Below are 25,703 nucleotides of genomic sequence, written 5' to 3'. Positions count from 1 at the left end.
GCTCGGAGGCGGTCATGCCTCGTGGCCCGGGTCCAGGGAGCGGACGTCGTCAAAGGACACCCATTGCTCGTCTTGCTCGTCGTCATCCGGCGGGTCGCCGTCCAGCGGTTCGAGGAGGTGCCCGACGTGGTCGCCGAGGGCAAAACGATCGACGATCTTGCCGACGAACCAGGCGGCCGCGTCGTCCAGGATGGGTAGCTGCGCCGGGCCGCGATGCCACCGGCAGCGGTCGAACTTGTTCGTTTGGTCGCCGGTCTGGCTGCCGAACAGTTCGACGAGGTCGATGTGTTCGATATCGAACACATGTACCGCCAGATGGGTGGCGTTGGCGGCCACCCGGAACGTGTGGTTCTGCGAGGACAGGCCGACCAGGAAACGAGGCGGACTGATGCTGGCCTGGCAGGCGAAGCCCACCAGGCAGCCGGCGGTGTGGCCGTTGGCCTGCGTGGTTACCACGAACATCGGGTAGTTGAGCAGTGCCACCAACTTTTCAAACGCACTCACCCCCGGCTCGCCCACCCGCTCTCTATTCCCATTCGGCCCGAATTGGAATCACACCGACCGCAATGGCCGCCGCGACCGGCCGCGACCAGCCGAATACAGGCCGATTTACAGCAGCTTTTCCACCGTGATGGGTAACTCGGTGATGCGCTTTCCGGTGGCGTTGAACACCGCGTTGGCGATCGCGGCCGGCACCCCCACGATCACCAGCTCGCCGAGCCCTTTGACGCCGATCGGGTCGGCGAGGGTGTCTTCCGCGGGTAAGAAAGTCGCATCCAGCGCCGGGACGTCGGCGTTGACCGGCACCAGATAGTCCGACATGTTCGCGTTGACGATTCGGCCGTCACGGTGGTCCAGTTGCGTTGCTTCCAACAGCGCCATCCCGATTCCGCCGACCATGCCGCCGATAGCCTGACTGTGCGCGAGTTTGGGATTGATCACCCGGCCAGCGTCGTAACAGGCATAGATGCGCCGGATCCGCACTGTCGCGAGTAATTGGTCGACGGCGACTTCGGCGAATACCGCGCCGTAGGCGTACATGGAGTACCGCTGGTCGGCGTCGTCGGGCATCCACGTCTGCTCGGACTCCAGCGAAGGCCAGCCGCGCCGACGCAACAAATCCTGGTACGACTCGCTGCGCTCGGGTCCGATCGTTGCGATCATGCGGCCATCGGTGACGGTGATGTCATTCGGGCGCAGACCGATGAGCGGCGATCCGGGGTCGGTCACGGCCGTACGAATAAATCTGTCGCGCAGCATATTTGAGACTGAAAACACCGCGGAGCCCACGCTCGCCATGGTCCGCGAGCCGGAGTGCGCTGGTGCCGGCGGAAATCGGCTGTCGCCGAGGTCGAATCGAACCCGGGTGAGTGGCATACCCAGGGCGTCCGCGGCGATCTGCGTCATCGAGGTATACGTTCCGGGGCCCATGTCGCTGGTCGCGCTTTGCACCTCGGCGGTGCCATCGGCCAATATTCGTGCAATGGCGCCGCATTGGAGACGTTGCGTGTGGTAGGCCGCAGCGGCCATGCCGATCCCGACCAGGTGATCGCCTTCGCGGGTGGCCCCGGGTGTGGGGTTGCGCCGGTCCCAGCCGAAGGTCGCCGCTGCTTGGTGGAGGCAGTCGGTGAGTCGTCTGGTGGAGAACGGCCTGCCGTTGGTCTGATCGACATCGGGTTCGTTGCGTACCCGCAATTCGACCGGATCGATGCCCAGCCGGTGGGCGAGGTCGTCCATGCCTGACTCGAGCGCAAACATTCCGGTGACCGCTCCGGGCCCCCTCATGTAGGTCGGCATGTTGACATCAAGCGGCACAAGGCGATACGTCGAACGCATGTTGGGGACGCGATAGAGGAATCGTGGATTGACGACAAGGCGGTCCTCGTACGCAGTGCCGTACTTCGCCGTTTCGGTGCGTCCTTCATGAATCATCGCGGAGAGTTGCCCGGACCGGTCTGCCCCGATGGCCATTCGTTGGCGGCTGGTGGGCCGGTAGCCGATTCCGCTGTACATCTGCTTGCGGGTCAGCACGAGTTTGACCGGGCGCTGCATGCGCCGGGCGGTGAATGCCGCCAGCAGCTGATGCGGCCAGGTCTGCCCGGCACTTCCGAACGCCCCGCCGACGAATGGCGAGATCACCCGTATCCGGTCTTTGGGCACACCCAGCGACTCGGCGTAAGCCTCACGGGCAGCGTCGATGGCTTGCACCTTGTCCCACACCGTGAGCTGGTCACCCTCCCAGCTGGCAATGGTTGCAGGCAATTCCATCGGATTGTGGTTGTTGCGTGCGATCGCGAACTCCAGGTCGGTCACCACCGGTGCACGGCCGACGGCGTCATCGGCGTCGCCGCGCGCGTAGTCGAGATTGATCTCCGGGTGCCGGGTAACGGCCTGCGGCGCATCGATATCCGTCAACTGGGGGCGCACCGAGTAATGGACGTCGACGACCGACGCCCCGTGCGCCGCCGCCTCCAGAGTGGTGGCAACCACCACGGCGACCGGTTGGCCGAAGTAGGAAACCTGCCGTATGTCGAACGGCAACTTCATACCGGTGAAGTCGGTCAGCACTCGCAGTACGTCGGGTTGGCGCAGTGCGACGGCGGAATCGATCCTGTCGACGCGGGCGCGAGACACCGTGCTGCACACCAGCGTTGCGTACAGCAAGCCGGGGATGTGGTTGTCGGCAGCGTACGGCGCTTTCCCGCTCACCTTCAAGTGGCCGTCAACCCGGGTGACCGGCTGGCCGGTGACGAATTGTGCGCCGGTTATCGCGTGGGTCATGGCGTCGCCGCCAGCAGGGTGAGCTGTCTCTCGACGGTGCGTTTGAGAAGTTCGACTTTAAACGCGTTTTCCCGCAACGGTGTTGCTCCTGCACCGGCGAGCTCGGCCGCGCTGCGTAAGACGTCGCGGACCGGCGGCCGTCCGGTTAGCGCTTTCTCGACAGCGGGCAATCGCCACGGCACGGTGCCGACTCCACCGACCGCGACCCTTGCGCTGCGGATGATGCCGGCACCGATATCGAGTGCGACGGCCGCGGAGGTCAATGCGAACTCGTAGGACTGTCGATCGCGGACCTTGAGGTAGCCGGACCGGCGGGCCTCGGGACCGACCGGGAGCTCGACGGCGACGATCAGCTCCCCGGGGCGAAGGTTGTGCTCGAGATGCGGTGAATCACCCGGCTGACGGAAGAGATCCGCCAAGGGAATTCGGCGTTCCCCGGTCGTGTCGTGAGCGACCACCACGGCGTCGACTGCAAGCATGGCCACGGCCAGGTCTGACGGGTGGGTGGCGATGCATTGCCGGCTGGTGCCGAATATCGCCTGTGTTCGGTGCAACCCGTCGATCGCCGAGCAACCGGTGCCGGGTGTGCGTCGGTTGCACGGGGCCGACACGTCGCGGAAATAAAGGCACCTGGTGCGCTGCAGGAGGTTGCCCCCGATCGACGCCATATTGCGTAGCTGAGCCGAGGCGCTGAGCTCCAGTGCCTGACTGATCATCGGAATCTGTTGGCGGACCGCGGGATGCGATGCCAGATCAGACATCCGCACCAGGGACCCGACGGTGATCTTCCCCGGTAGCACGTCGATGGATCGGTAGGGGAGGGCGTTGATGTCGACCAGCGAATCGGGACGTTCGACGGTTTCCCGCATCAGGTCGACCAGCGTGGTGCCGCCGGCGATGTAGCGTGCGCCCACGGCCCCGGCCCGTAACGCCGATGGCTCGTCAGCGGCCCTGACGTAGCGGAACGGAAACACCAGTCAGTCGTTTCGCGCCGCGGTCGCGACCGCGTTGACGATGTTCGTGTACGCGCCACATCGACAGATGTTGCCGCTCATCCATTCTCGTATTTCCGCTGCGGAACCGGTGTGCCCCTCGGCGATGCAGCCGATCCCGGACATGATCTGTCCGGGCGTGCAGTAGCCGCATTGAAACGCGTCCTCATCGATGAACGCCTGCTGGAGCCGATGCGGCCTGCCGTCGCGGGGCACGCCCTCGATCGTGGTGATCTGCGCGCCGTCGTGCATGACGGCGAAGGTCAGGCACGAGTTGATCCGCCGCCCGTCAACCAGCACGGTGCACGCGCCGCATGCGCCTTGGTCACAGCCCTTCTTGGTGCCGGGGAGCCCCGCGCGTTCGCGCAGCATGTCCAGCAGCGACGTGCGGTTGTCGACGGTGAATTCTCTTTGTTCGCCGTTGATTTGGGCGCGCACGACGGCGGTGTGGCTTTCGTCGGACGAATCGGATTCGGCAGCGCCGGGGCCCGCGGCAACCGCACCACCCAACGCGAGGGAAGCGCCGACAAATGTTCGGCGGTTCAGTTGGATTCCGGGCTGGTCGTCCACCGACCCACTCTAAACCCGGCGGCCGGCACCCGCCTTGGTTGAAACTCGACAACGAGCGTTGCAGGGGCGCACGTCGAACGAACGAATGGTTAAGTGGGGGTTAACGATTTGTCTGTATTTGCGACGGTGATCTCCCGAATCACCTTGTGCACGAAGCCCAGTTTGCGGATCACCGGGGGCGGGATTTCGAAGGGGTAGAGCGGCTGCTTGCCCATTGCGGTGTTGATGCGGTTGAAAAACAGCGCCAGCCACTTCCAGTCATCGAGCAGTTGCTCGATGGGGGCGTCGGCGTAAGACGCGAGGGGAACGATGTCGCGGGGAACGGCGACACTTGCGCGTTCGGCGACCAAAATCAAACCCGCCTCGCGCACGGTATTGATCGTGTCGGTGATGTGCAGATAGTGCGCAAAGCATTCCGCGAAGTCTTCCCACGGATGCATCGTCGCGTACTCCGAAATGAACGACTCGTCCCAGTTCTCGGGTGCCCCGAATTGGTAGTGGCGAGCGATTTCGGCTTGGTAGTCGGCCCGTTCGTCGCCGAAGAGCTCCCGGCATTCGTCCAGATAACGAACGCCAGGACCGGTCTCGACCAAGAGGTTCTGGAAGTAGTGACCAACCTCGTGCCGAAAATGCCCGAGCATCGTGCGGTACGGCTCGCCGAGGTGCACGCGGAGTGATTCCCGATATGCGTCCAGCGACTCCGTCAGGTCGATGGTGATCACCCCACCGGCATGGCCGATCACGATTTTCTCTCCGGTGCTGTAGCTGGACAGCAGGTCAAATGCGAGGCCGCCATCGGTCCGCCAGAACGGATCCAGCGGAAGTCCGAGGTCTAACAGCTGATAGATGAGTCTGCGCAGGTCCACCGCGGTGGACACCAGCTTCTCGACCGCGATGGTGTCATAGGCGGCCGGCTCGCGCCGGATCAGTGAGTCGGGCAGGCAACGTCCCCGGCTTGCATGATCCGGCTGCTCCTTGGAGACCAGCCAATTGCAGCCCAGGTCGGCGGCTTTGGTGCACCCGATCCAGCGGCGACCGTCGACGATCGCGGCACCCGACGCGGTCGCGACCATGGCCATCGACGGCGCGTGGAATCCCAACGGGGCCTGGCAATTCGGGCAACGTTGCGATTCGAATGTCACGAACCCGTGGCACACCGGGCAGGCGAATGCGCGCACGCAATCATCGTGGCACACAAACGGTCGAACCCGTCAGCGTGCGCGAAAGTCGAGCGCTACAACTTGCGCAGAGCTTGTGTCAAGGCGAGCAGCTCTCCGGTGTTGGCCATGATCTCGTCGATCCCGCCTACCGTTCCGGTCCCATTGCCCAAGATGATGTGTTCGAGACCGTTGTCGGCGTATCCGCCCACCCGATCGGCGATCTCGCGGGCGTTACCCATGAACATGAATTCCTCGACAAGCTCAAACGGGATCCTCGGCGCGAACTCGCGCAGCTCCGCGGGATCGAGGTTGTGATAGATCAGGTCCACCAAGCCACGGCATGCCTCGCCCGCGGGATGCGCCAGCCCATAGTCGGCCCACGTCTCCGCGGAACACATCAGGGCGGCGAGCTTGCCGAGCGGGTCGCGCTCCATGAGATCGGCGACGTGGTCGCGGGATTCGCCGATGATCATCGCGATGTGCAGTCCGGATTCCGGAATCGGGCGTCCGGCGCGCTCGGCGTGCTCGGCGATCGTGCGGCGTTTGTCCCCGTAGGTCGACGGGCTCATCGGCCATGCCGGTATCCAGCCATCCCCGTACTGACCAGTCAGGCGCAGTAGCCGAGGCCCGTGTCCGGCTACCCAGACCTGCGGCGGCCCCAGATCCGCACGTTGCAAGGGCAATCCCGCGCGGCCTGACAAGCCCGATGACATGACGCCACGGTCCAGCAGTGCGCGCAGCTCGATCAGAAACGTTTCCAGGTCGGCGGCGGGGGTGGAGAAGTCATAGCCGAAAGGCACCAGATTCTCGGCCTCTCCGGCGCCGACGCCCAGGTGGAACCCGCCGCGACAGAGCTGGTGCAGCGTCAGCGCGGTGCGGGCGATGTCGGGCGCTCGGCGGCGGATCGCATCGGTGACACACACTCCCATCGGAAGATCCGATTCACGCCCGACCGCGGCGATGCACGCAAACGGGTCGTACCAGGCGTCGGGATCCGGCGACTCCGTAGCCAGGGCCATGTCGGGCCACAGGGACGGGTGAGCGCATCCCAACAAATGGTCGGGGGTCCACACGGAATCGACCTTCGCCTCCTCGGCGAATTCCACCGTCATGCGGTATGCCTCGAACGGATGGATCGGGGGCGCCAACAGGCCAACCTTCATGTCGCGAATCAAATCAGCTGCGTATCCGCTGACCGTCGCGATTCGGCATAACATTCAGACGCCGTTATCCATGCCGACAGACCTTGCCCGGTCCAGACCCGTTCCAGGGCCTGCCGGCGCCGCAGAGCCGCTAGCCGAGCGGGTTGTTTGCCCGCACCCCGCGATACATGCCCCACCGGACGACCCCAGGCATCACCACGCGCTGGACCGACCAGGCGGGAAGCCGGAACGCGTGGCCGGTGGGCAGGAAGACCTCCAGCCCGTCGGACTGGATCCCCACCAGCGAACCCCACCGTCGTCCCGGCGTTCGGTAGGTGCGCAGTCGTCGACCCGCGAACTCGGCACGGATGTTGTGGGCCACCAACGAGTCGCCGCGGTTGCGCGCCGAACTGCGCAGGGGATCGCTCGCCGCGACGTCGCCGACGGCGAAAACGCCGCGATGGCCGGGCACTTCCAGCTCGGGCGACACGCGAACGAAGCCGTGCTCGTCGAGCAGGTCGGGCGGCAACCAGTCGGTGTTGGGTTGTACCCGGCCGATCGCCCAGAGCACGGCGTCTGCGCGGGCCGGCGGCTGCCCGGTGCTCCAGCTGATGGGTTCACTGGTGATCTCCTGGCCGCCAGCGCCGTTGGAGATCACGGCGCGGTGCCCGGGGTGCAGGCCCACACCCAGCTCGGTGAGCCGGCCCTGGATCCGCTTCCAGGTCCGGGGGTGATACTCGCCCAACGCGGCCTCTCCGGGGAAGTACAGGTCGATCTGCTTTTGCGGCCACGTGGTTGCCATATTCACCGCGCTGCTGACCGCTGCCGCACCGCCTCCGACGACGATCACCGAGTCGGCGCCGGCCAGGCGATTGTGCGCGGCGTGCAGGTCGGCGCCGATCTCGGCCGCCGATTGCATGGTCGGTTGACGCCAGAAGCCGTTCGTCACCCCGGTGGAGATCACCAGGGCGTCGAACTCCTCGGCGATCGTCGCGCCGTCGCCGCCCCGGCCGAACACGGTTCGCGAAGCCAAGTCCACTCCGGTCAGCGTGGCCTGAACCGTGCGCACCCGATCCAACCCGCGGAACCGGTCGAACGGAATCCAGTAGTCGCGTGCCCAATCGCCGGGGCGGGAGATCCGGACCCCGAGTTCCTGCCCGCTTACCAGCGCGGACTTCACCGAAATTCCGACGACGTCGGCGTGCTTGGCCAGCCGGATCGCGGTCAACAGGCCGACGTCGCCCAGCCCCGCCACGACGACGCGCTTGCGCGCCGCCATTACGCCGAATTCATTTCTGCTGCAGGGCTTTTCCATGACACGGCATGCGCGCGGCCAACGGCGCTGGAATCCATGCGGGCCTCCTCGCCTGAAGCGACCGGATGCTGGCACCACCGGCCGGAATCGGCAAACTGTAACACGTTCTATTGAGCCGCCCGGGGCACCGTAGTCAGGTGCGGGGAACCCGGACGCGGCAGGTGAATTGGTGGTTCACTAAGCCGATCGGCACCATCTTCAACTCCCGGATCGCTCCCGCCGTGCGCGCGGCGGCGGTGCTCGCTTTCCTCGGTGTGGCTGGTGTGCCACTCGTATCGGGATGCCATTCGACGACGGCATCGGCCCCGTCCTCGGCGATCACGTCGGCGGCCGCGAGCGCGGGTATCTACGGCGATCCGGCTGCCGCTGCCAAGTACTGGCGGGCGCAGTCGCTGGAGGACAATTGCGGGCTGATGTCGGTGGCCGACGTGGTCGGTGAGCTCACCGGGAACGAGCCGACGGAACAGCAGATGATCACCCTGGCGCAGCACACACCGTCGGGCACCAATCCGGGGCCGATTTACGCGCCCTCGGCCGATCCCAGCCACGCAAACGGCAACGGCGGCGTCGAGATGGCGGATCTGGTCGTGCTGCTCGACCATTACGGCATCAAATCCGCGATGTACTGGACCGAGCACCCCGAAACGACGGGGATGCCCGCACTGCAGCAATACCTGCGCGACGGACGCAAGGCCATTGCCTGGGTCAATTCCGCCGTCATCTGGAACACCGACGACCAGCGTAAGAAGGCCGATCACTACCTTGTCGTCACCGGGATCGACGCCGACAAGCAGGTCGTGCACCTGAACGACCCCGGTGCCGACCACCCGGACGAGCAGGTCAGCGTCACCACGTTCACGAAAGCCTGGCACCCGGGCGAGGAGTCGATCGTCGTCACCGCGAAGGCCGGCTGAGCGTCAACGTCTTCACCGTTGCGCGGCCGTTCGGCAACTAGCATTAGCCCGCGGCCTCGTCCACGGCCGGAGCGGCTCAGCGGACGGGAAACGCGCGTAGCACCGTGGCAGAAAGGAACGGCTCATGACGACGACACAAGCCGATGGCCATCGACACAGCCCACAATTGATTCCGCGCCGGCTGCTGCGCGGCGGTCAGATCCATCACCCCGCCGTGGTAGATGAGGCCAAGCGGCGCAGCGCCAATTTTCAGTTGCGCTTGGCGGACCGGATCACGGCCTTTGCCGGATCGATGAATTTCGTCTGGCTGCACGCGGCCTTGTTCGGCGTCTGGATGCTGTTTGTCGAATCCAGTCCATGGCCGACGCTGACCCTGGTCGTATCCCTCGAAGCGATTTTCCTGTCGACGTTCGTCATGATCGGCCAGAACCGTCAGGCGGCTTTCCAGCAGACCAGGGCCGACCACGACTTTCAGACGCAGGAGTTGGAACTGAAGACCAACACCGAGCTCACCCGCCAGATCCACGTGCTCACCGAGGAACTGCACCGGCGGTTTATCGGAGGCAACGCCTGAGTAGTCCGTTGGTCAACGAAGCGAAAGGCATTGGCACAGCGGGTTTTCGCTCGCGTGGGGGTTGACTTGGTGGAGCTGCAAGAGACGATGCACCCGCGGTTGCGTGCCGTCTTGCGAACGGTGGTGCGGGCGTCGGCACCTCGTCCCGCCGCGGCCAAACGGGCAGCCAAGGGTTTGCACCGCAGTCTGTGGCCGGCCGTTGCGGCGGAAATCCGCTGGGCCTTCACCCCGCCCCGCACCTGGCTGATGGGCGTGGTGGCCAACCTGGCCTTCGCCGTGGGCTGGTTGGCGGTGCAGCCGCTGACGCTCGGCCGCCACCAAGACTGGGTGGTCCTGGTCGGCACCTACTTCTCGTCGTGGATCCTCGCCGATGTCACCACCACGAACCTGCTCGGCGCGGATCACTATCGCGTTATTCAGGCCGTGTCCGACGGCGTGCCGTTCTGGCGGGTGCTGTTGATCAAGAACCTCGCACTACTGGTGATCGTCGGGCTGCCGACATTGGTGACGGCGGTGGTGCTGACGCTGTGGCTGGAAACCCCGGAGCGCCTGGCCATCACGATCCCGACGGTCGCGGTGCCGATCGTGTCCTGGCTCGGGGTGGGCAACGTCTTCTCGGCGTTGCACCCGGTCGGCGTCGTGCCGCTGACGCGGCGGTGGCGGCAGCGGGGCGACCGTCGCCGCACCCGCGGCTGGATCGCTGCGCTGACGCTGCCCTACGCGGTGTATTACTTCGCCGACCCGATGAACGGGTTAGAGCATCAGGTGCTCTGGACACAGATACCCGCGCTGATCTGGCCGGTGTTCGGTCGCGACACGAAAAGCTTTGTACACCTGGGGATTGCGTTGACAGTGTGGGCCACGGGAACCATCGTGGCGGTGCTCTGGGTGCGCAAACGGGGGCTGCGGATCCGCTAGCCGGCGGGCGCCGTCGCGGTGACCCTGCGCAATAGAGCCCGGGTTCGGGTGACACTTTCGTCGTCACCGAACGGATACGCCGCGAATTCATCGACACCGGCGCCGCGTATTTCATCGATGCGTTCGGCGACAGCGACTTCGTCACCGATCAGGGCGATCTCTTCGGGACCGGTTACACCCTCGCGGTCCAGCATCGCGCGATAGGACGGCAGCGTGCCGTAGATCGCGAATTCTTCGGCGGCCCGGGCCCTGGCGCCGTCCGCGTCATCGGTGACGCAGACGGGCAACCCGGCCACTACCTTGACTGCGCCCTCGGGTCGTCCGGCTGCGGCCGCCTCGTCGCGCAGGGTCGGGCCGACATGAGTAGCCAGCGTCTTGGGCCCGGTCATCCAGGTGAATGTTCCTGCGGTGCGGCGGGCCGCGACCCGCAGCATTTGCGGTCCCAAGGCGGCGAGGTAAAGCGGGGGAGCCGAGGTACCTGACACGCGCAGCGAGGCACGAGTCGTTACCGTCTGGCCGATCGCGTGCGCTGCCTCACCGGCGAGCAGGGGTAGCACGCCGTCGAGATATTCGTTCATCCGCCGTACCGGCTTGTCCCAGGGGATTCCCCATAAGTCCTCGCTCATCTGCGGGTGGTTGACCCCGAGCCCGAGCTTGAACCGCCCACCGGAGAGTGCGCTGAGGGTCAACGCGCGCTGGGCTGTCAACGTGGGATGGGCGACCTGGATCGGCAGCACTCCCACCGCCAGCTCGATACCCGGAACCTCACGCAACGCAACCGCTTGCACGGCGAGTAGATCGATTTCCCAAGGAAGTTGGGCCGTCCAGATAGTGGTGAAGCCCTCCGCGGCCAAGCGTGAAACCTCGTCGATATAAGCGTCTACCACGGATGGTCCGTCGCCGTCGCCGAGGATGTTAAAGATACTGATCTCCATCATGCAGTCCTGTCTACGATTTTCCCGGCCGCGTCTCAGATCAGCCGAGCAACGAGAGCTGGCGCAAGTCGTCGGCGTACTTGTCGATCAACTCCGCCGAGATGTGCGGGATGTCCTTGGCGGGGCCGATGTTGTCGGCCCGCACCGCGGCGTGGAACGCCTCGGTCGGTGCGGCCGCGCCCCGGACGGCCTTCTCGGGCTTGCGGAACGCGTGCAGCAACGGCAGGACCGACTGCTGACGTTGCCGCTCGGGCAAACCCGTCAGCGCGGTCTGGAACCGGGCCAGCCACTCGTCGTAGTCGGTGATGCGCTGGATCTTGTTGCCGGCCCGAATCAGCCAGTCCACGAACACATCCAGCGAGACGCCGTCGTCGTACGGGTTCATCACGTCGAACGAGCGGTAGCCCGCGGTGACCCGGGCGCCGATCGTGGTGATCGCCTCGGCGATGAAGTCGACGGGCAAGCCGTCGTAGTGTGCACGGGCCCGGCTGCCGACCCCGTCGCGTTCGTAAAACGAATGCGGCGCAATGCCGGTCACCAGCAGGCTGAAGATCAGCCGGGTAAAGACGTCGGGCACGTTGAGCTGGCCCCGGTATCGGGTGTGCGCGAGGATCATGTCCGACCGGAACACCGCTACCGGCAGGCCGCACAGCTCGTTGGCCTCCCTGAGCAGTACCTCGCCGGCCCACTTGCTGTTGGCGTACCCGTTGGCGTAGTCGTCGTTGAGCGGCCGGGTGGGGCTCACCTGCCTGATGTCCCCATCTTCCTGGAACTCGCCGGGCGGCACCGTCATCGCCACCGCAATCGTGGACAAGTAGGTGATCGGCTTGATCTGGGTCGTGATCGCCAGCCGGATCAGCTCTGCGGTGCCAACGACATTGGGCCCGAACAGCTGATCGTAGGGCAGCACGTGGTTGACCAGCGCGGCCGGGTGCACGATCAGGTCGACGGTGTCGGCCAGCCGTTGCCAGGTGGCGGGGTCCAGGCCCAGATCCTGGTCGCCGATATCGCCCGCCAGCACCTCGAGATGCGTGGCGGCAAGCTCGCGGAACCGGTTCAGCAGCTCGGGATCCCCGCTGTCGAACACCTTTTCCAAGCGTGCCCTGGCCTCATCGGCATCGCGGCCACGCACGATCGTGACCAGCTTGCCACCCCGCTTGGCGAGTCGTTCCAGCCATTCCAGAGTGAGGAATCTTCCCAGCCAGCCGTTCGCGCCGGTCAGCAGCACGGTATGCGCCGCGCCGGTGGTATGCGGCAAAGACGGTGCGGTAGATAATGTTTGGACGTCGATGAACTCGTCCAGCGTCAGATCATCGGCCGCTATAGCGGTTGCGCCTGACCCGTGCACGGCGCTGAACGTCGGACGCTGGATGCCGGTACCGCGCTGGGCGTCGATGTAGTCGGCGATCTGCGCGATGTCGTTGGCCGGGCTGGTGATCACCGACACCGGAACCTCGACGCGAAAGATCTCCTCCAGCAGGCGGGAGAAGCTCAACGCCGACAACGAATCTCCGCCGAGGTCGGTGAAGTGGGCTTCGGGGTCGGCGTCCGAGATGCCCAGCAAGGCTCGGCAAGCACCGGCCAGCGTCTCCACCACCGGCCGGTCGGCCGCTGACTCACGCAGTACCCGGATCTCGTCGACCTGTGCGGCCGCGATTTCGCTGTACAGCCGCTCGAGTGCCTCGCCGTAGCGGCCCTTGAGCCGGGGGCGTAGCTGCTTACCCAGACCGGAAAGCAAACCGTTCTCGTCGGTGAACGGCTTGGTTTCCAGGATGAAATCGACGGGCACCTCATAGGATTGAAGTTCTGCTGCCGCCGCGGTCTGCCGAAGCGATTGGTGTACAGCCGTTTTCAGCGCGGGGCTGTTACCGTATTCGGCGAGCGCTTCGGGGGTGGGCACGATGACCGCGAGCAGGCTGGCCCGTTCGCTGTTGCCGTACACGAAGATCTGCCGAACCAGTGGCGCCCCGGCATAGATGGATTCCAGGTTGGCCACCGCGACGAACTCGCCCTGAGCCAGCTTCAAAACGTTGTTGCGGCGGTCGACGTAGATCAGGTGATCGGGCTCGATCTCGGCCATCACGTCGCCGGTCTTGTAGAAGCCGTCCTCGTCGAAAACCTGGGCGGTGATTTCCGGACGCTTGTAGTAGCCCGGCGTCATCGTGTCGGTCTTGACGAGCAATTCCCCACGCGGGTAAGGCCGGTCGGTGAGGAAGTAACCGAGCTCGGGCACATCGACCAGTTTGTAGTCGATGACCCGTTTGCGTGAGATTATGCCGTCCCGGGTCAGCATCCCGGTCTCGGTCAGCCCATAGCCATCCGTAACGTGCACGCCCAGCATCGAATCCAGGAACGCCTTCATCTCTGCGGCCAGTGGCGCACTGCCGACAAAACCGCCCAGAACCCGCCCGCCCAGCACGTGCTCGCGCAGTTCGGTCAGCGCATCTTGCTCGGCGGTTGCGGGATCTGCCCCCTCGGCGATCCCGCGGTCGACCACGCCGCGGTAGTGCTGGTAAAGCATCTCCACCACCCGCGGCACCACACCGACTTCAGTGGGCCGCACCAGCGTCCAATCTTCGAACAGGGTGGACAGATCGGATTCGGGGACGAAATAGCTGATACCGCCGGCGAGGAATGCCGAAGCCAATGGCAACCGGCCGCCGAGGTGATTCAACGGCATGAAATTCACGTTGATCACGGGCAGTCCGGGCGTGAGGAACAGTATCGACGTCCACAGCGTGGTAATCGTCCGCTCGGTGTACATGGCGCCCTTGGGGGTTCCGGTGCTGCCGGAGGTGTACATGATCATCGCCAGGCGCTCGTCGCTGCCGTCGGTGAATGGCGCAACGGCGGGCATTTCGCGCCCGCGCTCGATGACATCGTCCACCGTGGTGACGACGACCGCTGCATCCGACCCCTGCAAGCGAACCCGGGTCTGTTCGAAGTTCTCCCGTTGCTCATCGGCCCCGGCTTGGTAGTCGAACACCATCACCTGCCGCAACGAGGTGCTGGTCAACAAGGATTCGGCCGCCAGATCAAGATATTCGGCGCTGACCGCGACGATCTTCGGTTCGCACTCCTCGATGATCGGGCGCAGCCGCGCGACCGGGGCGTTGTGCTGCAGTGGCACGGTCACCAACCCCAAATACGCGCAAACCATGTCGACGACCAAATAGTCGGCGCTGGAGAATCCGATTGTCGCGACGACATCGCCCGGGACGACCGGGTTCTCGGGGTCGTTGCGCCAGGCGCTGGCGATCGCGCGCACCCGGTCCCACACGTCGCGGTAGGTGAGGGTCTTGAAACGCGGCCGCAGTCGCGCGGAGGTGCGGCCCGCGGCATCGGTGACCAATTCGCGCGCGCGTTCGCCGAGCGCCGGCCGATCGGCGTAGCCCTCGACCATCGTCTCCAAGACCTCGGTGAGTCGCAGGCCCGGTGCGGCGACCGCCTCGATCACTTCGGGACGCGGAGCAGCCGCGCGGAATTGCGGATCATTGTCGAACAATTCGGCCACGCGCCGGGCCATCCGCTCGTCCGGGTCATCGCCCATCTCGGCCAAGTGCGTGTCGTGCAGCGATCCGCTCGTCATGGTGTGTCCTTCCGTCTTTATCTCTTCTTCGAAGCCGAACATCACCCGGACGTTGAGGGGGTCGCGCCCAGTGAGTGTGACCTTGGTTACTCGTCACAAAGGTGGGTAGTCGGTATAGCCCAACGCGCCACCGGTGTAGAGGAATTCCATCCGGGCCTCATTGAGTTCTGCGCCGTACGTCCATCGCCGCACCAGATCCGGATTCGCCAGATAGGCGTGGTCAATCGTCACGGCGTCCGCCGTGCCGGTCGTGACGACGTCGACGGCCCGCTCACGAGTGGTCGTCGTCTGAAACCTGCGGTTGAGCAACAGGCGGTCCGGCCAGCGGCGACGCAACCAGGAGTAGATCGGGCGTTCGGGTGGGACCCGTGCGTGCAGATACGCCAGCCTCAGTTCGCGAGCGTTCTTGGCGAGAATCAGGTGCGCCTCGAGGTCCGGTTCGTGAATGTCGTTCTCCGGATTGCCCGGAGAGATGCGCAGCCCCAGCCGGTCGGGACCGATCGCGTCCGCGACCGCGCCGATGACCTCGGTGGGAAGCCGCGCGCGATCCTGCGCGGACCCGCCGTAGGCGTCGCGCCGATAATTCGCGTCGTAGGTGAGAAATTGACTCAACAGGTATCCGTTCGCGGCGTCGATCTCGACGCCGTCCGCGCCGGCGGCGCGTGCGCGACACGCTGCGGTGACGAAATCGGATATCACGCAGCGTATTTGGTGGGCGGTGAGTTCATGCGGAACAACGAAGGCCTTCTTGCCGGTGCTGGTGTGCACCGTGCCGGACGGTCGGATCTCCGACGGTCCAACGGGCCGTTGACCGTCCAGGATATCGGGATGCGAGATACGGCCGGAGTGCATGAGTTGCACCACAATCCGACCGCCGGCCGCGTGGACCGCTTCGGCGACCCGTGCCCATCCGGCTTGCTGCGCGTCGGTGTGCAAACCGGGCTGGCCGGGGTACGCCTGGCCGCGCGCCGACGGGAACGTCCCTTCGCTGATGATCAACCCCGAGCTCGCCCGCTGCGCGTAGTAATCGGCCATCAGCCGGGTGGGCACCCCGTCGTCGGACGCGCGGGTGCGCGTCATCGGTGCCATCAGTATCCGGTTGGGTGCGTACAACGCGCCCAGTTGAATCGGGGCCAGCAAAGGATGGCCGGGGCATAACAACCGTGGCGGTAGCGCGCTTCCGGCCGGATGCGACGCGTAGAGACCTTGTGTTCGACCGGCAACAGCGAATCTTCGAGCCACGATTGTCCGCACCTTTCGTCCGGGGAGTTGACCGCCGCGACACCGGACGTGCGAACTGCCCGTTGATCGTGCGGACAACTCCATGGTGTCTGTGCGGTACCGCCGCCGCTAGGACACGTGTCCTACTGCGTGGGAGGCTCCATCTCCCACAGCGGCGAAAAGGTCACCTGCTCCAGCTAACGGACGTTCGGCTTGATGTCCTCGATCACCCACTGCGCATAGTCGAGATATTCCTCGACGCCGCGCACCGCGGGAATGGGAACGGCGCTGACCGTCACACCCTGCTCGGCGAACCAGTTCAACCTGTCGATGATCTGCTCGGCGCTCATGCCCGGCCGGTCGCGGATGCCCTTGCGGACAACGTGACCCTCGCCGACCCGATTGGTTCCCATGCCGTGCATCACGTCGAACGGCCGACCGTCATAGCACGGCTGGGATTTGATGTAGTCCACTCTTTCGGCGATCTGCTCGGGAGGTGTCAGAAATGCCCACCAGCCGGAGGCATGTTTGGCCGCCCTGCGCAGTGCCGCGTCGGCGTCACCGCCGATCCAGATCGGAAGGTGCGGTTTCTGAACGGGTTTCGGCTCGAATGCGATGTTGTCGAAGGAAACGTAACGACCCTCGAATTGTGGGGTGTCGCTGGTCCACAATTCGACGATCGCAGCGAGGTATTCGTCGGCGATTCGGCCCCGCTCGTGAAACGGCACACCGAGCAGCTCGAACTCCCGTGCCAGCCAACCGACTCCGAAGGTCACCATCATCCGGCCTCCGCTCATCCAGTCGGCGGTGGCCAACGCCTTGGCCAGGACGATCGGATGCTGCAGCGGCAAGACGGTGACACAGGAATTGATGGCGATGCGCTCGGTGGCACCGGCGACATGGGCTTGGGCGACCGTCGAGTGCAGATAGTGCGGCCCGGACAATTCGACGTGCTCGGCCGGTATCACGAGATGCTCTGGGAAGGCGATCATGTCGTACCCCCAGCGGTCGGCGCACTTCGCCATCCGGGTCTGGTCGGGCCCGGTGACCTCTGGTTCCCAGGGCTGCATGGTGGCCTTGAGGCGGAGCATATGCGGCAGAGGAAAGACGAATTTCACGCGGGAACTCCTTCTCCAGGACGGCCGACAAAGAAATCAAAGCCCACTCGGGAGCAGTCGTCACCAAAACCGGTCACATTGCGGTGTCCCGGCCAGCGGTCAGTGCCAGCCACGCCGGCACCCAGGGTTGTTAACCTGGCGACGTGGCGGAGACCAGCGTAAAGCCGAGCAAAGCGGGACTGGCGGCGACCAGCTGGGCTTTGCTGGGCATGATGTCCTACGAAGAGGAAGTCTCCGGCTACGACCTGAAGAAGTGGATCGACTGGAGCGTCGACCTTTACTACTGGAGCCCCTCGTTCAGCCAGATCTACACCGAGCTGAAGAAGCTGGAGGGCCTGGGCCTGGCGACGTCTCGAGTCGAGCGCGACGAGGGCACCCGCAGCCGCCGGCTCTACAAGATCACCGCGGCGGGGCTGGCCGCGGTCACCGAGTGGGCCACTGACGCGCCGGTGGATCCGCCGGTGCTCAAACACAGCGTGCTGATGCGGATGACGTTGGGGCATCTGAGTAACCCGGCGCGGCTCAAGGAATTACTGCAGGAGTATGTGGCCTACACCGAGGCCTGCCACCGCAAGGCGGTCGAGGACGCCGAGGGGGCCGAAGCCGAACCCGCGTGGGCGTATTCGGTGCTCGCGCTGCGCTGGGCGGCCAAGTACTACGCGGCCGAGCGCGAGTTCGCGCTCGAGATGATGAAGGACATCGACGAGGCCGACCGCACATTGCAGACGGCGCCGAAGGGTTCTTCGGGCAAAGCGCGGACCACGCCCGGCTACTGGCGCGAGGTCGAAAAGCAGGTCGAGGCCAAGCGCGAAGCCGATTAGTCGGCGCCGGCCGCGTCCCGGGCCGCGATGTAGCCGTACACGAGGCCCTGCGCGATCGTCGCCCCCGCGCCCGGATACGTGGTGCCGAACGCGTTGGCGGCGGTATTGCCGATCGCGTACAGCCCGTTGATCACCGCACCGTCCTCGCGAAGGACGCGCGCCCGGTGGTCGGCCCTCAATCCACCGCAGGTGCCCAGGTCGCTGAGCACCATCTTGACGGCGTAGAACGGCCCCTTGGTCAAGGCGCGCAGGTTGGGATTGGGCGAGATGGTCGGGTCGCCGTAATAGCGGTCGTAGGCGCTACGACCCCGGCTGAAGTCGGGATCGGCACCGGCAGCGGCGTTTTGGTTGAAGCCGGTGACCGTCGCGGTGAACTCCGAAACCGGCACCCCGATCCGGGCGCCCAGCTCGGCGAAGTTGTCGGCGCGCACCGCGATGCCGGCGTCGTACCACGCCTGCGGGATACGCATCCGCGGAAATAGTTGGGCGCCAAAGACATAGCTGTTGCGGTACTGCTGGTCGAAAATGATCCACATCGATTCGACCGGGCTGCCGGATCGCTCCAGCCCGAGCAGCCGCTGGCCGAAGGACATGTAATCCGATGACTCGTTGGCGAATCGGCGGCCATGCTGGTTCACGATCAGGCTGCCCGGCAGTGACCGTTCGGCCAGCATCACGGTGGGCGCCTCGCCGGGCAGTGGCGCGACGGCGGGGAACCACCACGCCTGGTCCATCAGATCGATGCCGCCGCCGAGTTCCTGCCCGGCGCGGATCCCGTCGCCGGTATTGGCCGCCGCGCCGAGACTCAGGTTGGGGCGCAGCGATTCCGACTGAAATTTCCACCGCATGTCCATGCTGTGGTCGAAACCTCCGGTGGCCAGCACGACTCCGCGCCGGGCGCTGATCAGCACCTCGCGGTCGCCGTGCGCCACCACCGCGCCGCGGACACGGTCACCGTCGAGATCGAGGCGAAGCAGGCTGGTTTCGGTCCACACCGGGATACCGGCGCGCAATACACCCGCGAATAGGCCGGCCGCCAGGCCCTGACCGCCCGCGGCGTAACGCCGGCCCAGTATCCGGCCGCCCACGCCTTGCGCGATTCGCTTGGCGAAGGTCGGAATTCCCTTGCGCGGCACCCGTGCCACCAGATTCATCCAGCGGTAGTCGGCACCCGTCGTCGGCACCGGGACGCTCGCCTCCATCAGGCCCGGCTCCAACCGGGTGCGGTAGGCGCCGAGCAGCGACGTGTCGAACGGATGGCACTCGCAGGTGCGGCCCGCCGCGCTGCCACCGGGCTCCTCGGGGTGGTAATCGGAATAGTCGCGCGCCCAGAAGAATCGCAGCGCAGTGGTGCGCCGCAGCATGTCGACCGTCGCGGACACATGCGTCAAGAATCCCGTCGAGCGCTGCCGGGGCGCCGAACCCGCCACCACCGAGTCCAGGTAGGTGGCGGCGTGCTCCTGCGTATCGCCGGCACCGGCCTCGGCCAGCACCGGACCGGCGGGCAACCAGAGCGCGCCGCCGGACCGGGCGGTCGAGCCGCCCACGTGCGACGCCTTCTCCACGACCAGCACCGACAGCCCGAGTTCGTGGGCGGCCAGCGCCGCGGCCATCCCGGTGCCCGAGCCCACGACCAGCAGGTCGACGCTCGTGTCGGCCACGGGAAGCCCGGCAGGAATCGTCGCGCTGTGTGTTGTCACGTCGAGAACGGTATGCCGGGGCCGCGCGGCGTAGGAATAGTCGTCCTGATGAGTGGAACAGGCAGACCCCATTTGGGCGTACTGCGGAGTTAAATCATGGCTATGCATGACACCGACGAAATTCGGCTCATTGAAGCCCAGGCCGCACCGACGCGGTTTGCCCGCGGTTGGCATTGCCTGGGGTTGATCAGAGATTTCGGTGACGGCAAGCCGCACGCGATCAACGCCTTCGGTCAGAAGCTTGTCGTCTTCCAAAGCGGGGACGGCAAGATCAATGTCCTCGACAGCTACTGCCGGCACATGGGCGGCGACCTGTCCCAGGGCGAGGTGAAGGGCGACGAAATCGCCTGCCCGTTCCACGACTGGCGCTGGGGCGGTGACGGGCGCTGCAAGCAGGTGCCCTACGCCCGGCGCGCACCCAAGCTGGCCCGCACGGCGACCTGGACGACGCTGGAACAGGACGGCATGTTGTTCGTCTGGAACGACCCGGAGCGCAAACCGCCGCCGCCGGAGGTGACGATCCCGCGCATCGAGGGAGCCACCAGCGACGAATGGACCGACTGGCATTGGTACACCACGGTCGTAGCAACGAGCAACTGCCGCGAAATTATCGACAACGTCGTGGATATGGCGCACTTCTACTACATCCACGGCGCGTTGCCGACCTACTTCAAGAACATCTTCGAAGGACACGTCGCGACGCAGTACATGAACGGTGAGGGACGCCCGGACATGGGTGGCACCGAAGGCTCACGGATGCTGGGCAACACCTCGGTGGCGTCCTACTACGGGCCGTCCTTCATGATCGACGACCTGACCTACCACTACGAGACCGGTGACGCCCAATCCATCCTGATCAATTGCCACTATCCGATCGACTCGAATTCCTTTGTGCTGCAATACGGCATCATCGTCAAGAAATCCGAGACGCTGCCCGGCGATGAGGCCATGCGGACCGCGATCACACTCGGCGACTACATCAAGCTCGGTTTCGAGCAGGACGTCCAGATCTGGCGGCACAAGGCGCGCATCGACAATCCGCTGCTGGTCGAGGAGGACGGCCCGGTCTATCAGCTGCGTCGCTGGTATCAGCAGTTCTACGTCGATGCCGCCGACGTGGAGCCGGACATGGTGGACCGCTTCGAGTTCGAGCTGGACACCACCCGGCCGTACCAGGCGTGGATGAAAGAGGTCGAAGCGAATATGGCGGCCCAGGGCTCAGTGTGATGGCGCTCGATTCGCCGGTGCGGCAGGACAATCGGCTCCACGAGATGCCGATGCTGCCCGTGGCGTGCGGCAGCTGCGGCGCGCGGGTGCTGGTCCGCAAGAGCACCTGGAACCAAACCAGCGTGCAGTGGAACGCCGACGCCACGGGCCGGTGCACCGAGCGGGCCGAAGTCCTGAAGGTGTCGGCGCACGCCGGCCGTGGGGTGTTTCTGGTGTGTTCGGCCCTGCGCGAGTCGATTGTCGAGGCGGTGCGCGACGGCGATCTGGCTATCGTCGATGAAACAGTCGGTGCTATAACGCCCTTGGCTTGAGTATCAACCGCCACACAAGCCACGGCGCGGATGGGCAAGCACAATTTGCCCGCCTCCGAGCGACAATTCCACTGATCTCGCATGGCCAGCGCTCGGCGGCGGCGACATTGTCGCTCGGAGGCGGGCAAATCGCCCATCCCGGCGTCCGGGAACTGAAGTGATCCGTGTGACTCAGAGCGACGGATGACTTTGTGCCGCGAGCACATTCGCCCGCTCGGTCATTGCCGTCCCGACATACTCGGGCTCGGTGAGTAAGTAGAACCGTCCCTCGGCGGCCTGCTCGAAGATCGTCGCCGCGGCCGCCGCCGGATCCATCGCCGCGGCCTTGACGTCTAGCATCGCCGCGCGCTGCGCCTCGGCGACGGCGTCGTCGCCACCCGCGCCGGGGTCGACACCGCCGGCCGACTCGAAGATGTTGGATTTCACCGCCCCCGGTAACACCGCCTGCACATGAATGTGGTGGCCATGCCCGGCCGACTGCACATCGAGATACAGGCACTCCGTCAACGCCAGCACCGCGTGCTTGCTCACGATGTAGGGCGCCTGCAACGGAATTGCGACCACGCCGCCGACCGACGACAGATTCCACACCCACGCGGGCTGGTCGGTGGCCATCATCTTCGGCAGAAAAGCACGCACGCCATGGAACACCCCGCTGACGTTGATGTCGACGACCCGCTGCCAGTTGGCCACCGGCGTGTCCCACAGATAATCGAACTGCTCCACGCCCGCGTTGTTGACCAGTAGCCGCACCGCTCCGATGTCGCGATAGGTGCGCTCGGCCAGTTGCTGGACCGCGTCCGGATCACGCACGTCGCAGACCACGTCGACCGCCGATCCTGCTGCGGTACAGAGCTCTTCGCGCAGGGCGGCAACAGCGTCGGCATTGATGTCGGCGAGCACCACCGTCATTCCCAGCGTGGCCGCATGGCGGGCCAGGCCCGCGCCGATACCGGAGCCGGCCCCAGTGATGACTGCGACGCCGCCGGCGAACGGGCTCACGCGTATTGCAGCGCGGGCGCGGGACGGTGACGCTGGGGAAGCAGCGGACGTAGCGGCTGCAGCGTAGGTGCCACCCGTCGCGGACCGTCCTCGACGTTGCGCCAGATGCCCATCGCCGTCATGCGTACCGGTGCGGTCAGTCGCTGATCGAACATCATGCGGCTCATCGGCCCGCACACCGATACCGCCGCGACGGCCTCGCCCGGGCCGCCGATCGGCGCTGCGACACAACCGAATCCGAGCAGCGACTCCTCGCGCTCGAACGCCACCCCATGGGCGCGCACCTTGGCCAATTCGGCGGCCAGCTGGGAGCTGGTGGAAACGGAGTACTTGGTCCTGCGGACCTGAAGATCGGCGTCGGCATCCTCGCCGCGGTAGGCCAGGATCGCCTTGCCCACGGCGGTGCAATGCGCGGGTTGCCGGCCGCCGACCCGGGTGGGGATCGCGTCGGCCCGTCGGTCCCCGACCTTGTCGAGGTAGACCACATCGGGTCCGTCCAGCACCGCCAGGTGTGCGACCAGCCCGGTGGCGCGGTGCAATTCGCCCAGCAGCGGACCGGCCGCACGCACCAGGCGGTCCTGATGCACGGCCAGCGACCCGAGTTCCACCAGGCGCATCCCGAGCTCGTAGTCGCGCCCGCTGCGGCGCAGCCAGCGCAGTTGCACCAGACGCTCGAGCATCCGGTGCGCCGAGGAACGCGGCAGGCCGGTGCGCCGCACGATCTGGGCCAGGGTCAGCCGCCCCGGGCCGTCGAATGCGTCGAGGACCAGCGAAATGCGGTCGATGACGGCCGTGGGAGTGCTCGGTTCTGCGGTCGCGACGGAGCGCACGGTCCCTGACATCGGTCCTCCAAGTGTGTCGGGGTGGCATATTCCTATTAGGAATATATGTGTACCACACGGATGTGGGCGCTGTCACACACCACGCGACAAAGAAAAGTCCGCGAGTCCGACGTGAATGCGAAATATCGCGCGGAAATTCGCAGTGGGGTTAGGCTCGCGCGAAAGAGGACTGGGTGATCGGTGCAGGTCAGCCCTTGGCGGCCGACCGCCCGGCGCGGCGACCGTAGAAGCTGCCGTCACCGAGTGAGACACCGCTGGCATAACCCCAGGCGGCCAGCCCGGCGGTCGAACGGCCCGCGGCGAACAGCCCCGGGATGGGTTCGCCGCTGACGTGCAGCACCTCGGCATCCAGCGTGGTGGCCAGCCCACCCAAGGTGAAGCCGCCGGTGTTCTCGCGCAGGTCGATCGCGCCGACCGGGGTGCCGATCGGCTTGATCCACTCCGGCTTCTTGTGCAGCAGTGGATCCTCACCGCGCGCAGCGCCCTCGTTGTAGGCGGCGACCGTTGCCTGCAGTGAGCCGGGTGCCAGGCCGATGTCGCGCTCCAAGTCGGCGACGGTGTCGGCGACCCAGGTCGCCTCCCGCAGCATGAACTTGGGCGACCACGACGCCATCGCCTCGTCCTGGGCATCGCTGTCGATGATCAGGTAGGCGGTGTTGTCCTGGTGGTAGAGCGTGAGCTGTCCGACGCGGCCCGGGTAGGTGTCCTCGGCGACATAGCGCTGACCGCGGCCGTTGACCAGAATTCCGCGCACCAGCTGCTGTGGGTCGATGAAGATCGCGACCTCGGTGGCGTCCATGTGGGCCAGATCGGCGCCGAGCGCCTGCGCCATCCGGATTGCCTGCCCGTCGTGCTGCTCGATTGACGCGGCCGGTCGTCCGGCGATCCGCGGCGCGTAACGCGCCACCATCGCGTCGTTGTAGGCGAAGCTTCCCGTCGCGAGCACCACGCCGGTGCGCGCCCGGATCGTCATCTCGGTGCCGTACTGACGGGCCCGGATGCCGACGACCCGGCCGTCGGACTCGACGATCAGACACTGCACCCGCACGTCGTAGAGCGCGCGAGCGCCTGCCGCGGTTGCGGTTTCGACGAGGGGCTTCATCAGCATGTAGCCGGCACTGGCTTCGCCCTGCTTCTTGTTCTGCATCTGCGGCACGTGGCCGCGTGGCGCGGGGGTGGCGATGGTGTTGAACGGGTAGGAGTTTTCGCCGCCGCTGTACATCAGGCCCTGATCACCCATCGGCTCCCAGCCGGGCTCGGAGAAAAACTCCGCCTTGAATGGCACGCCGCAGCCGACCAGCCAATCGAAATGGGCGACGCTGCCGGCGCAGTAGTCGGCGATGCGGTCCGCGTCGGCGCCCGGCCCCATTGCCACGTTGAGGAACGCCGCCATGTTGTCGACGGAATCGCTGAAGCCACAAGCCTTTTGCAACGGTGTGCCACCGCCGAGGTAGATGAACCCGCCGGCCATCGCCGCCGCGCCGCCCCAGGAGCCGGTGCGCTCCAAGACCAGAACGTCAGCCCCGGAGCGGGCCGCTTCGACCGCGGCCGCCGCACCCGCGACGCCGTACCCCGCGATGACGACGTCGGCTTCGTGATCCCATGCGGTGATCGACGACGCCGCAACCGGCGTCACGTCGGTGTCAGGGGTCATAGCCGCATCGCCGCGGGCATTTCGCCGACCCACTGGTGGCCCCAGTAGCTGTCGGCGGTGATTTCCTCTGCGGTGTAATAATTTTCGTCGACCCGCATGCCTTCGGTGCCGAACTCTATGTCCCAATCACCGGGCGCCCGGACGTAGAAGGAGATCATCTTGTCGTTGGTGTGGCGGCCCAGCGTCGACGACAATTGGAAGCCTTCGGCGTTGACTCGGTCTAGTGCCTGTCCGACCGCGTCAAGGGCGTCGACCTCGACCATGATGTGCACCAGGCGTGGGTCGCGCATATGCGCGGCCGGCACCAGCGCCATGCTGTGGTGACGTTCGTTGATCCCGAGGAAGCGAACCCGTACCGGGCCAAACTCTTTCGGCAGCGGTACCCGGAACGCGCCGCGTGACCGGAAACCGAGGACGTCGGTGTAGAAGTCGAACACGCCGTTGGGATCCATCGCGGGCACCACCACGTGGCCCAGGCCCTGATCGCCGGTGACGAATCTTGCGCCGAACGGGGTGACGACCGGGCTGTGATCGAGCACCGCCCCGTGGAACACCTCGAGTGTGGTGCCGGCCGGGTCGTCGAACGTGATCACCTCTTCCACCCGCCGGGCCTCGGCCTCCTCGACCGACAGCTGCTTGAACGGCACCCCGGCCCCGTCGAGGGTCGCTTTGACCCGCTGCAGCGCCGGGTGGTCGCGTACCTCCCAGCCGATCGTGAGCACCCGATCGGTCTCACCCGGCAGCACGATCAGCCGCGCCGCGCGCTCGTCCATCCGCAGATAGAGTGCGGACTCGTCGGGGCCCTTGCCCTCGGCGAAACCCAGCACGCCGAACGCGAAGCGGCGCCATCGGTCGATGTCGTTGGTCGAAATGGTGATGTAGCCAAGGCTTTTCAGGTCCGTCATCGAAGGCTCCTG

General features: G+C 65.8%; 22 protein-coding genes. 6 read left to right on the top strand and 16 right to left on the bottom strand.

Annotated features, from left to right (window positions below; all coding sequences use genetic code 11):
- Positions 1 to 12: 12 nt before the first annotated feature.
- The 7 genes from LMQ14_RS14480 to LMQ14_RS14450 all read right to left on the bottom strand — a co-directional run bounded on the left by LMQ14_RS14480 (position 13) and on the right by LMQ14_RS14450 (position 7,924).
- A complete protein-coding gene (locus LMQ14_RS14480; RefSeq protein ID WP_267735515.1) occupies positions 13 to 462 on the bottom strand; it encodes a flavin reductase family protein in 450 nt (149 codons plus the stop codon).
- Between the two features lie 147 nt (positions 463 to 609).
- Positions 610 to 2,781 (bottom strand): xanthine dehydrogenase family protein molybdopterin-binding subunit, encoded by a 2,172-nt coding sequence (locus LMQ14_RS14475; protein ID WP_267730281.1) that lies wholly within the window; start codon positions 2,779 to 2,781, stop codon positions 610 to 612.
- Positions 2,778 to 3,755, bottom strand: a complete 978-nt coding sequence (locus tag LMQ14_RS14470) for an FAD binding domain-containing protein (protein WP_267730280.1) — start codon at positions 3,753 to 3,755, stop codon at positions 2,778 to 2,780. Before LMQ14_RS14470 ends, LMQ14_RS14475 begins: the two co-directional genes overlap by 4 nt.
- Before the next feature lie 3 nt (positions 3,756 to 3,758).
- A complete protein-coding gene (locus LMQ14_RS14465) occupies positions 3,759 to 4,343 on the bottom strand; it encodes a (2Fe-2S)-binding protein (protein ID WP_267730279.1) in 585 nt (194 codons plus the stop codon).
- An 89-nt stretch (positions 4,344 to 4,432) separates the two neighbouring features.
- Positions 4,433 to 5,521: a zinc-binding metallopeptidase family protein gene (locus tag LMQ14_RS14460; RefSeq protein WP_267730278.1), complete on the bottom strand. Its 1,089-nt coding sequence runs from the start codon at positions 5,519 to 5,521 to the stop codon at positions 4,433 to 4,435.
- A 56-nt stretch (positions 5,522 to 5,577) separates the two neighbouring features.
- Entirely contained in the window at positions 5,578 to 6,666 is a 1,089-nt protein-coding gene (locus LMQ14_RS14455) for an LLM class flavin-dependent oxidoreductase (protein ID WP_267730277.1), read from the bottom strand.
- 130 nt (positions 6,667 to 6,796) lie between these two features.
- On the bottom strand, positions 6,797 to 7,924 hold the full coding sequence (locus LMQ14_RS14450; RefSeq protein WP_267730276.1) for an FAD-dependent oxidoreductase: 1,128 nt from the start codon (positions 7,922 to 7,924) through the stop codon (positions 6,797 to 6,799).
- A gap of 173 nt (positions 7,925 to 8,097) precedes the next feature.
- Here LMQ14_RS14450 and LMQ14_RS14445 point away from each other — a divergent pair, with 173 nt between their 5' ends.
- The 3 genes from LMQ14_RS14445 (at position 8,098) to LMQ14_RS14435 (ending at position 10,366) form a co-directional block, all read left to right on the top strand.
- The gene (locus LMQ14_RS14445) at positions 8,098 to 8,874 is read left to right on the top strand and encodes a C39 family peptidase (protein ID WP_267730275.1); all 777 of its coding nucleotides are present in this window, start codon (positions 8,098 to 8,100) and stop codon (positions 8,872 to 8,874) included.
- Positions 8,875 to 8,998: 124 nt separating this feature from the next.
- Positions 8,999 to 9,448, top strand: a complete 450-nt coding sequence (locus LMQ14_RS14440; protein ID WP_267730274.1) for a DUF1003 domain-containing protein — start codon at positions 8,999 to 9,001, stop codon at positions 9,446 to 9,448.
- An 87-nt stretch (positions 9,449 to 9,535) separates the two neighbouring features.
- Complete coding sequence (locus LMQ14_RS14435) at positions 9,536 to 10,366, top strand: hypothetical protein (RefSeq protein WP_267735514.1); 831 nt, start codon at positions 9,536 to 9,538, stop codon at positions 10,364 to 10,366.
- On the opposite strand, the gene LMQ14_RS14430 is transcribed toward LMQ14_RS14435, so the two are convergent.
- The 4 genes from LMQ14_RS14430 to LMQ14_RS14415 all read right to left on the bottom strand — a co-directional run bounded on the left by LMQ14_RS14430 (position 10,363) and on the right by LMQ14_RS14415 (position 17,229).
- Complete coding sequence (locus LMQ14_RS14430) at positions 10,363 to 11,301, bottom strand: TIGR03564 family F420-dependent LLM class oxidoreductase (RefSeq protein WP_267735513.1); 939 nt, start codon at positions 11,299 to 11,301, stop codon at positions 10,363 to 10,365. The genes LMQ14_RS14435 and LMQ14_RS14430 overlap by 4 nt on opposite strands.
- A gap of 40 nt (positions 11,302 to 11,341) precedes the next feature.
- Entirely contained in the window at positions 11,342 to 14,851 is a 3,510-nt protein-coding gene (gene car, locus LMQ14_RS14425; protein ID WP_267735512.1) for a carboxylic acid reductase, read from the bottom strand.
- A gap of 132 nt (positions 14,852 to 14,983) precedes the next feature.
- Positions 14,984 to 15,970 (bottom strand): alkene reductase, encoded by a 987-nt coding sequence (locus LMQ14_RS14420; protein ID WP_267730273.1) that lies wholly within the window; start codon positions 15,968 to 15,970, stop codon positions 14,984 to 14,986.
- Between the two features lie 338 nt (positions 15,971 to 16,308).
- The gene (locus tag LMQ14_RS14415; RefSeq protein WP_267730272.1) at positions 16,309 to 17,229 is read right to left on the bottom strand and encodes a TIGR03619 family F420-dependent LLM class oxidoreductase; all 921 of its coding nucleotides are present in this window, start codon (positions 17,227 to 17,229) and stop codon (positions 16,309 to 16,311) included.
- 209 nt (positions 17,230 to 17,438) lie between these two features.
- Between LMQ14_RS14415 and LMQ14_RS14410 the strand changes: the two genes are divergently transcribed.
- Complete coding sequence (locus tag LMQ14_RS14410; protein ID WP_267735511.1) at positions 17,439 to 18,050, top strand: PadR family transcriptional regulator; 612 nt, start codon at positions 17,439 to 17,441, stop codon at positions 18,048 to 18,050.
- Here the strand turns inward: LMQ14_RS14410 and LMQ14_RS14405 are convergent.
- On the bottom strand, positions 18,047 to 19,750 hold the full coding sequence (locus LMQ14_RS14405; protein ID WP_267730271.1) for a 3-ketosteroid-delta-1-dehydrogenase: 1,704 nt from the start codon (positions 19,748 to 19,750) through the stop codon (positions 18,047 to 18,049). The two genes, LMQ14_RS14410 and LMQ14_RS14405, sit on opposite strands and share 4 nt — an antisense overlap.
- 102 nt (positions 19,751 to 19,852) lie before the next feature.
- Between LMQ14_RS14405 and LMQ14_RS14400 the strand changes: the two genes are divergently transcribed.
- Together LMQ14_RS14400 and LMQ14_RS14395 are read left to right on the top strand one after the other, a co-directional pair.
- Positions 19,853 to 20,977, top strand: a complete 1,125-nt coding sequence (locus LMQ14_RS14400; protein ID WP_267735510.1) for a Rieske 2Fe-2S domain-containing protein — start codon at positions 19,853 to 19,855, stop codon at positions 20,975 to 20,977.
- On the top strand, positions 20,977 to 21,288 hold the full coding sequence (locus LMQ14_RS14395) for a ferredoxin (RefSeq protein WP_267730270.1): 312 nt from the start codon (positions 20,977 to 20,979) through the stop codon (positions 21,286 to 21,288). The genes LMQ14_RS14400 and LMQ14_RS14395 overlap by 1 nt, the downstream gene beginning before the upstream one ends.
- 171 nt (positions 21,289 to 21,459) lie before the next feature.
- Here LMQ14_RS14395 and LMQ14_RS14390 read toward each other — a convergent pair whose 3' ends face one another.
- The 4 genes from LMQ14_RS14390 to bphC all read right to left on the bottom strand — a co-directional run bounded on the left by LMQ14_RS14390 (position 21,460) and on the right by bphC (position 25,691).
- The gene (locus tag LMQ14_RS14390) at positions 21,460 to 22,290 is read right to left on the bottom strand and encodes an SDR family NAD(P)-dependent oxidoreductase (RefSeq protein WP_267730269.1); all 831 of its coding nucleotides are present in this window, start codon (positions 22,288 to 22,290) and stop codon (positions 21,460 to 21,462) included.
- Entirely contained in the window at positions 22,287 to 23,132 is an 846-nt protein-coding gene (locus tag LMQ14_RS14385; RefSeq protein ID WP_267730268.1) for an IclR family transcriptional regulator, read from the bottom strand. The genes LMQ14_RS14390 and LMQ14_RS14385 overlap by 4 nt, the downstream gene beginning before the upstream one ends.
- Before the next feature lie 187 nt (positions 23,133 to 23,319).
- Entirely contained in the window at positions 23,320 to 24,786 is a 1,467-nt protein-coding gene (locus LMQ14_RS14380) for an FAD-dependent oxidoreductase (RefSeq protein WP_267730267.1), read from the bottom strand.
- Positions 24,783 to 25,691 (bottom strand): biphenyl-2,3-diol 1,2-dioxygenase, encoded by a 909-nt coding sequence (gene bphC / locus LMQ14_RS14375; RefSeq protein ID WP_267730266.1) that lies wholly within the window; start codon positions 25,689 to 25,691, stop codon positions 24,783 to 24,785. Before bphC ends, LMQ14_RS14380 begins: the two co-directional genes overlap by 4 nt.
- Positions 25,692 to 25,703 lie beyond the last annotated feature (12 nt).

It is taken from the genome of Mycobacterium sp. Aquia_213 (genome assembly GCF_026625985.1).
Lineage (GTDB): Bacteria > Actinomycetota > Actinomycetes > Mycobacteriales > Mycobacteriaceae > Mycobacterium.
This window is presented reverse-complemented; position numbering and strand designations above follow the sequence as displayed.

What these genes read in the sequence shown, in the direction of transcription:
- LMQ14_RS14435 (WP_267735514.1), top strand. Translation starts at nt 9,536, where the DNA reads ATGCACCCGCGGTTGCGTGCCGTCTTGCGAACGGTGGTGCGGGCGTCG.
- LMQ14_RS14450 (WP_267730276.1), bottom strand. Translation starts at nt 7,924, where the DNA reads ATGGCGGCGCGCAAGCGCGTCGTCGTGGCGGGGCTGGGCGACGTCGGC.
- LMQ14_RS14410 (WP_267735511.1), top strand. Translation starts at nt 17,439, where the DNA reads ATGATGTCCTACGAAGAGGAAGTCTCCGGCTACGACCTGAAGAAGTGG.
- LMQ14_RS14440 (WP_267730274.1), top strand. Translation starts at nt 8,999, where the DNA reads ATGACGACGACACAAGCCGATGGCCATCGACACAGCCCACAATTGATT.
- LMQ14_RS14420 (WP_267730273.1), bottom strand. Translation starts at nt 15,970, where the DNA reads ATGACGCGCACCCGCGCGTCCGACGACGGGGTGCCCACCCGGCTGATG.
- car (WP_267735512.1), bottom strand. Translation starts at nt 14,851, where the DNA reads ATGGGCGATGACCCGGACGAGCGGATGGCCCGGCGCGTGGCCGAATTG.
- LMQ14_RS14400 (WP_267735510.1), top strand. Translation starts at nt 19,853, where the DNA reads ATGCATGACACCGACGAAATTCGGCTCATTGAAGCCCAGGCCGCACCG.
- LMQ14_RS14480 (WP_267735515.1), bottom strand. Translation starts at nt 462, where the DNA reads ATGTTCGTGGTAACCACGCAGGCCAACGGCCACACCGCCGGCTGCCTG.
- LMQ14_RS14455 (WP_267730277.1), bottom strand. Translation starts at nt 6,666, where the DNA reads ATGAAGGTTGGCCTGTTGGCGCCCCCGATCCATCCGTTCGAGGCATAC.
- LMQ14_RS14395 (WP_267730270.1), top strand. Translation starts at nt 20,977, where the DNA reads ATGGCGCTCGATTCGCCGGTGCGGCAGGACAATCGGCTCCACGAGATG.
- bphC (WP_267730266.1), bottom strand. Translation starts at nt 25,691, where the DNA reads ATGACGGACCTGAAAAGCCTTGGCTACATCACCATTTCGACCAACGAC.
- LMQ14_RS14475 (WP_267730281.1), bottom strand. Translation starts at nt 2,781, where the DNA reads ATGACCCACGCGATAACCGGCGCACAATTCGTCACCGGCCAGCCGGTC.
- LMQ14_RS14380 (WP_267730267.1), bottom strand. Translation starts at nt 24,786, where the DNA reads ATGACCCCTGACACCGACGTGACGCCGGTTGCGGCGTCGTCGATCACC.
- LMQ14_RS14385 (WP_267730268.1), bottom strand. Translation starts at nt 23,132, where the DNA reads ATGTCAGGGACCGTGCGCTCCGTCGCGACCGCAGAACCGAGCACTCCC.
- LMQ14_RS14430 (WP_267735513.1), bottom strand. Translation starts at nt 11,301, where the DNA reads ATGGAGATCAGTATCTTTAACATCCTCGGCGACGGCGACGGACCATCC.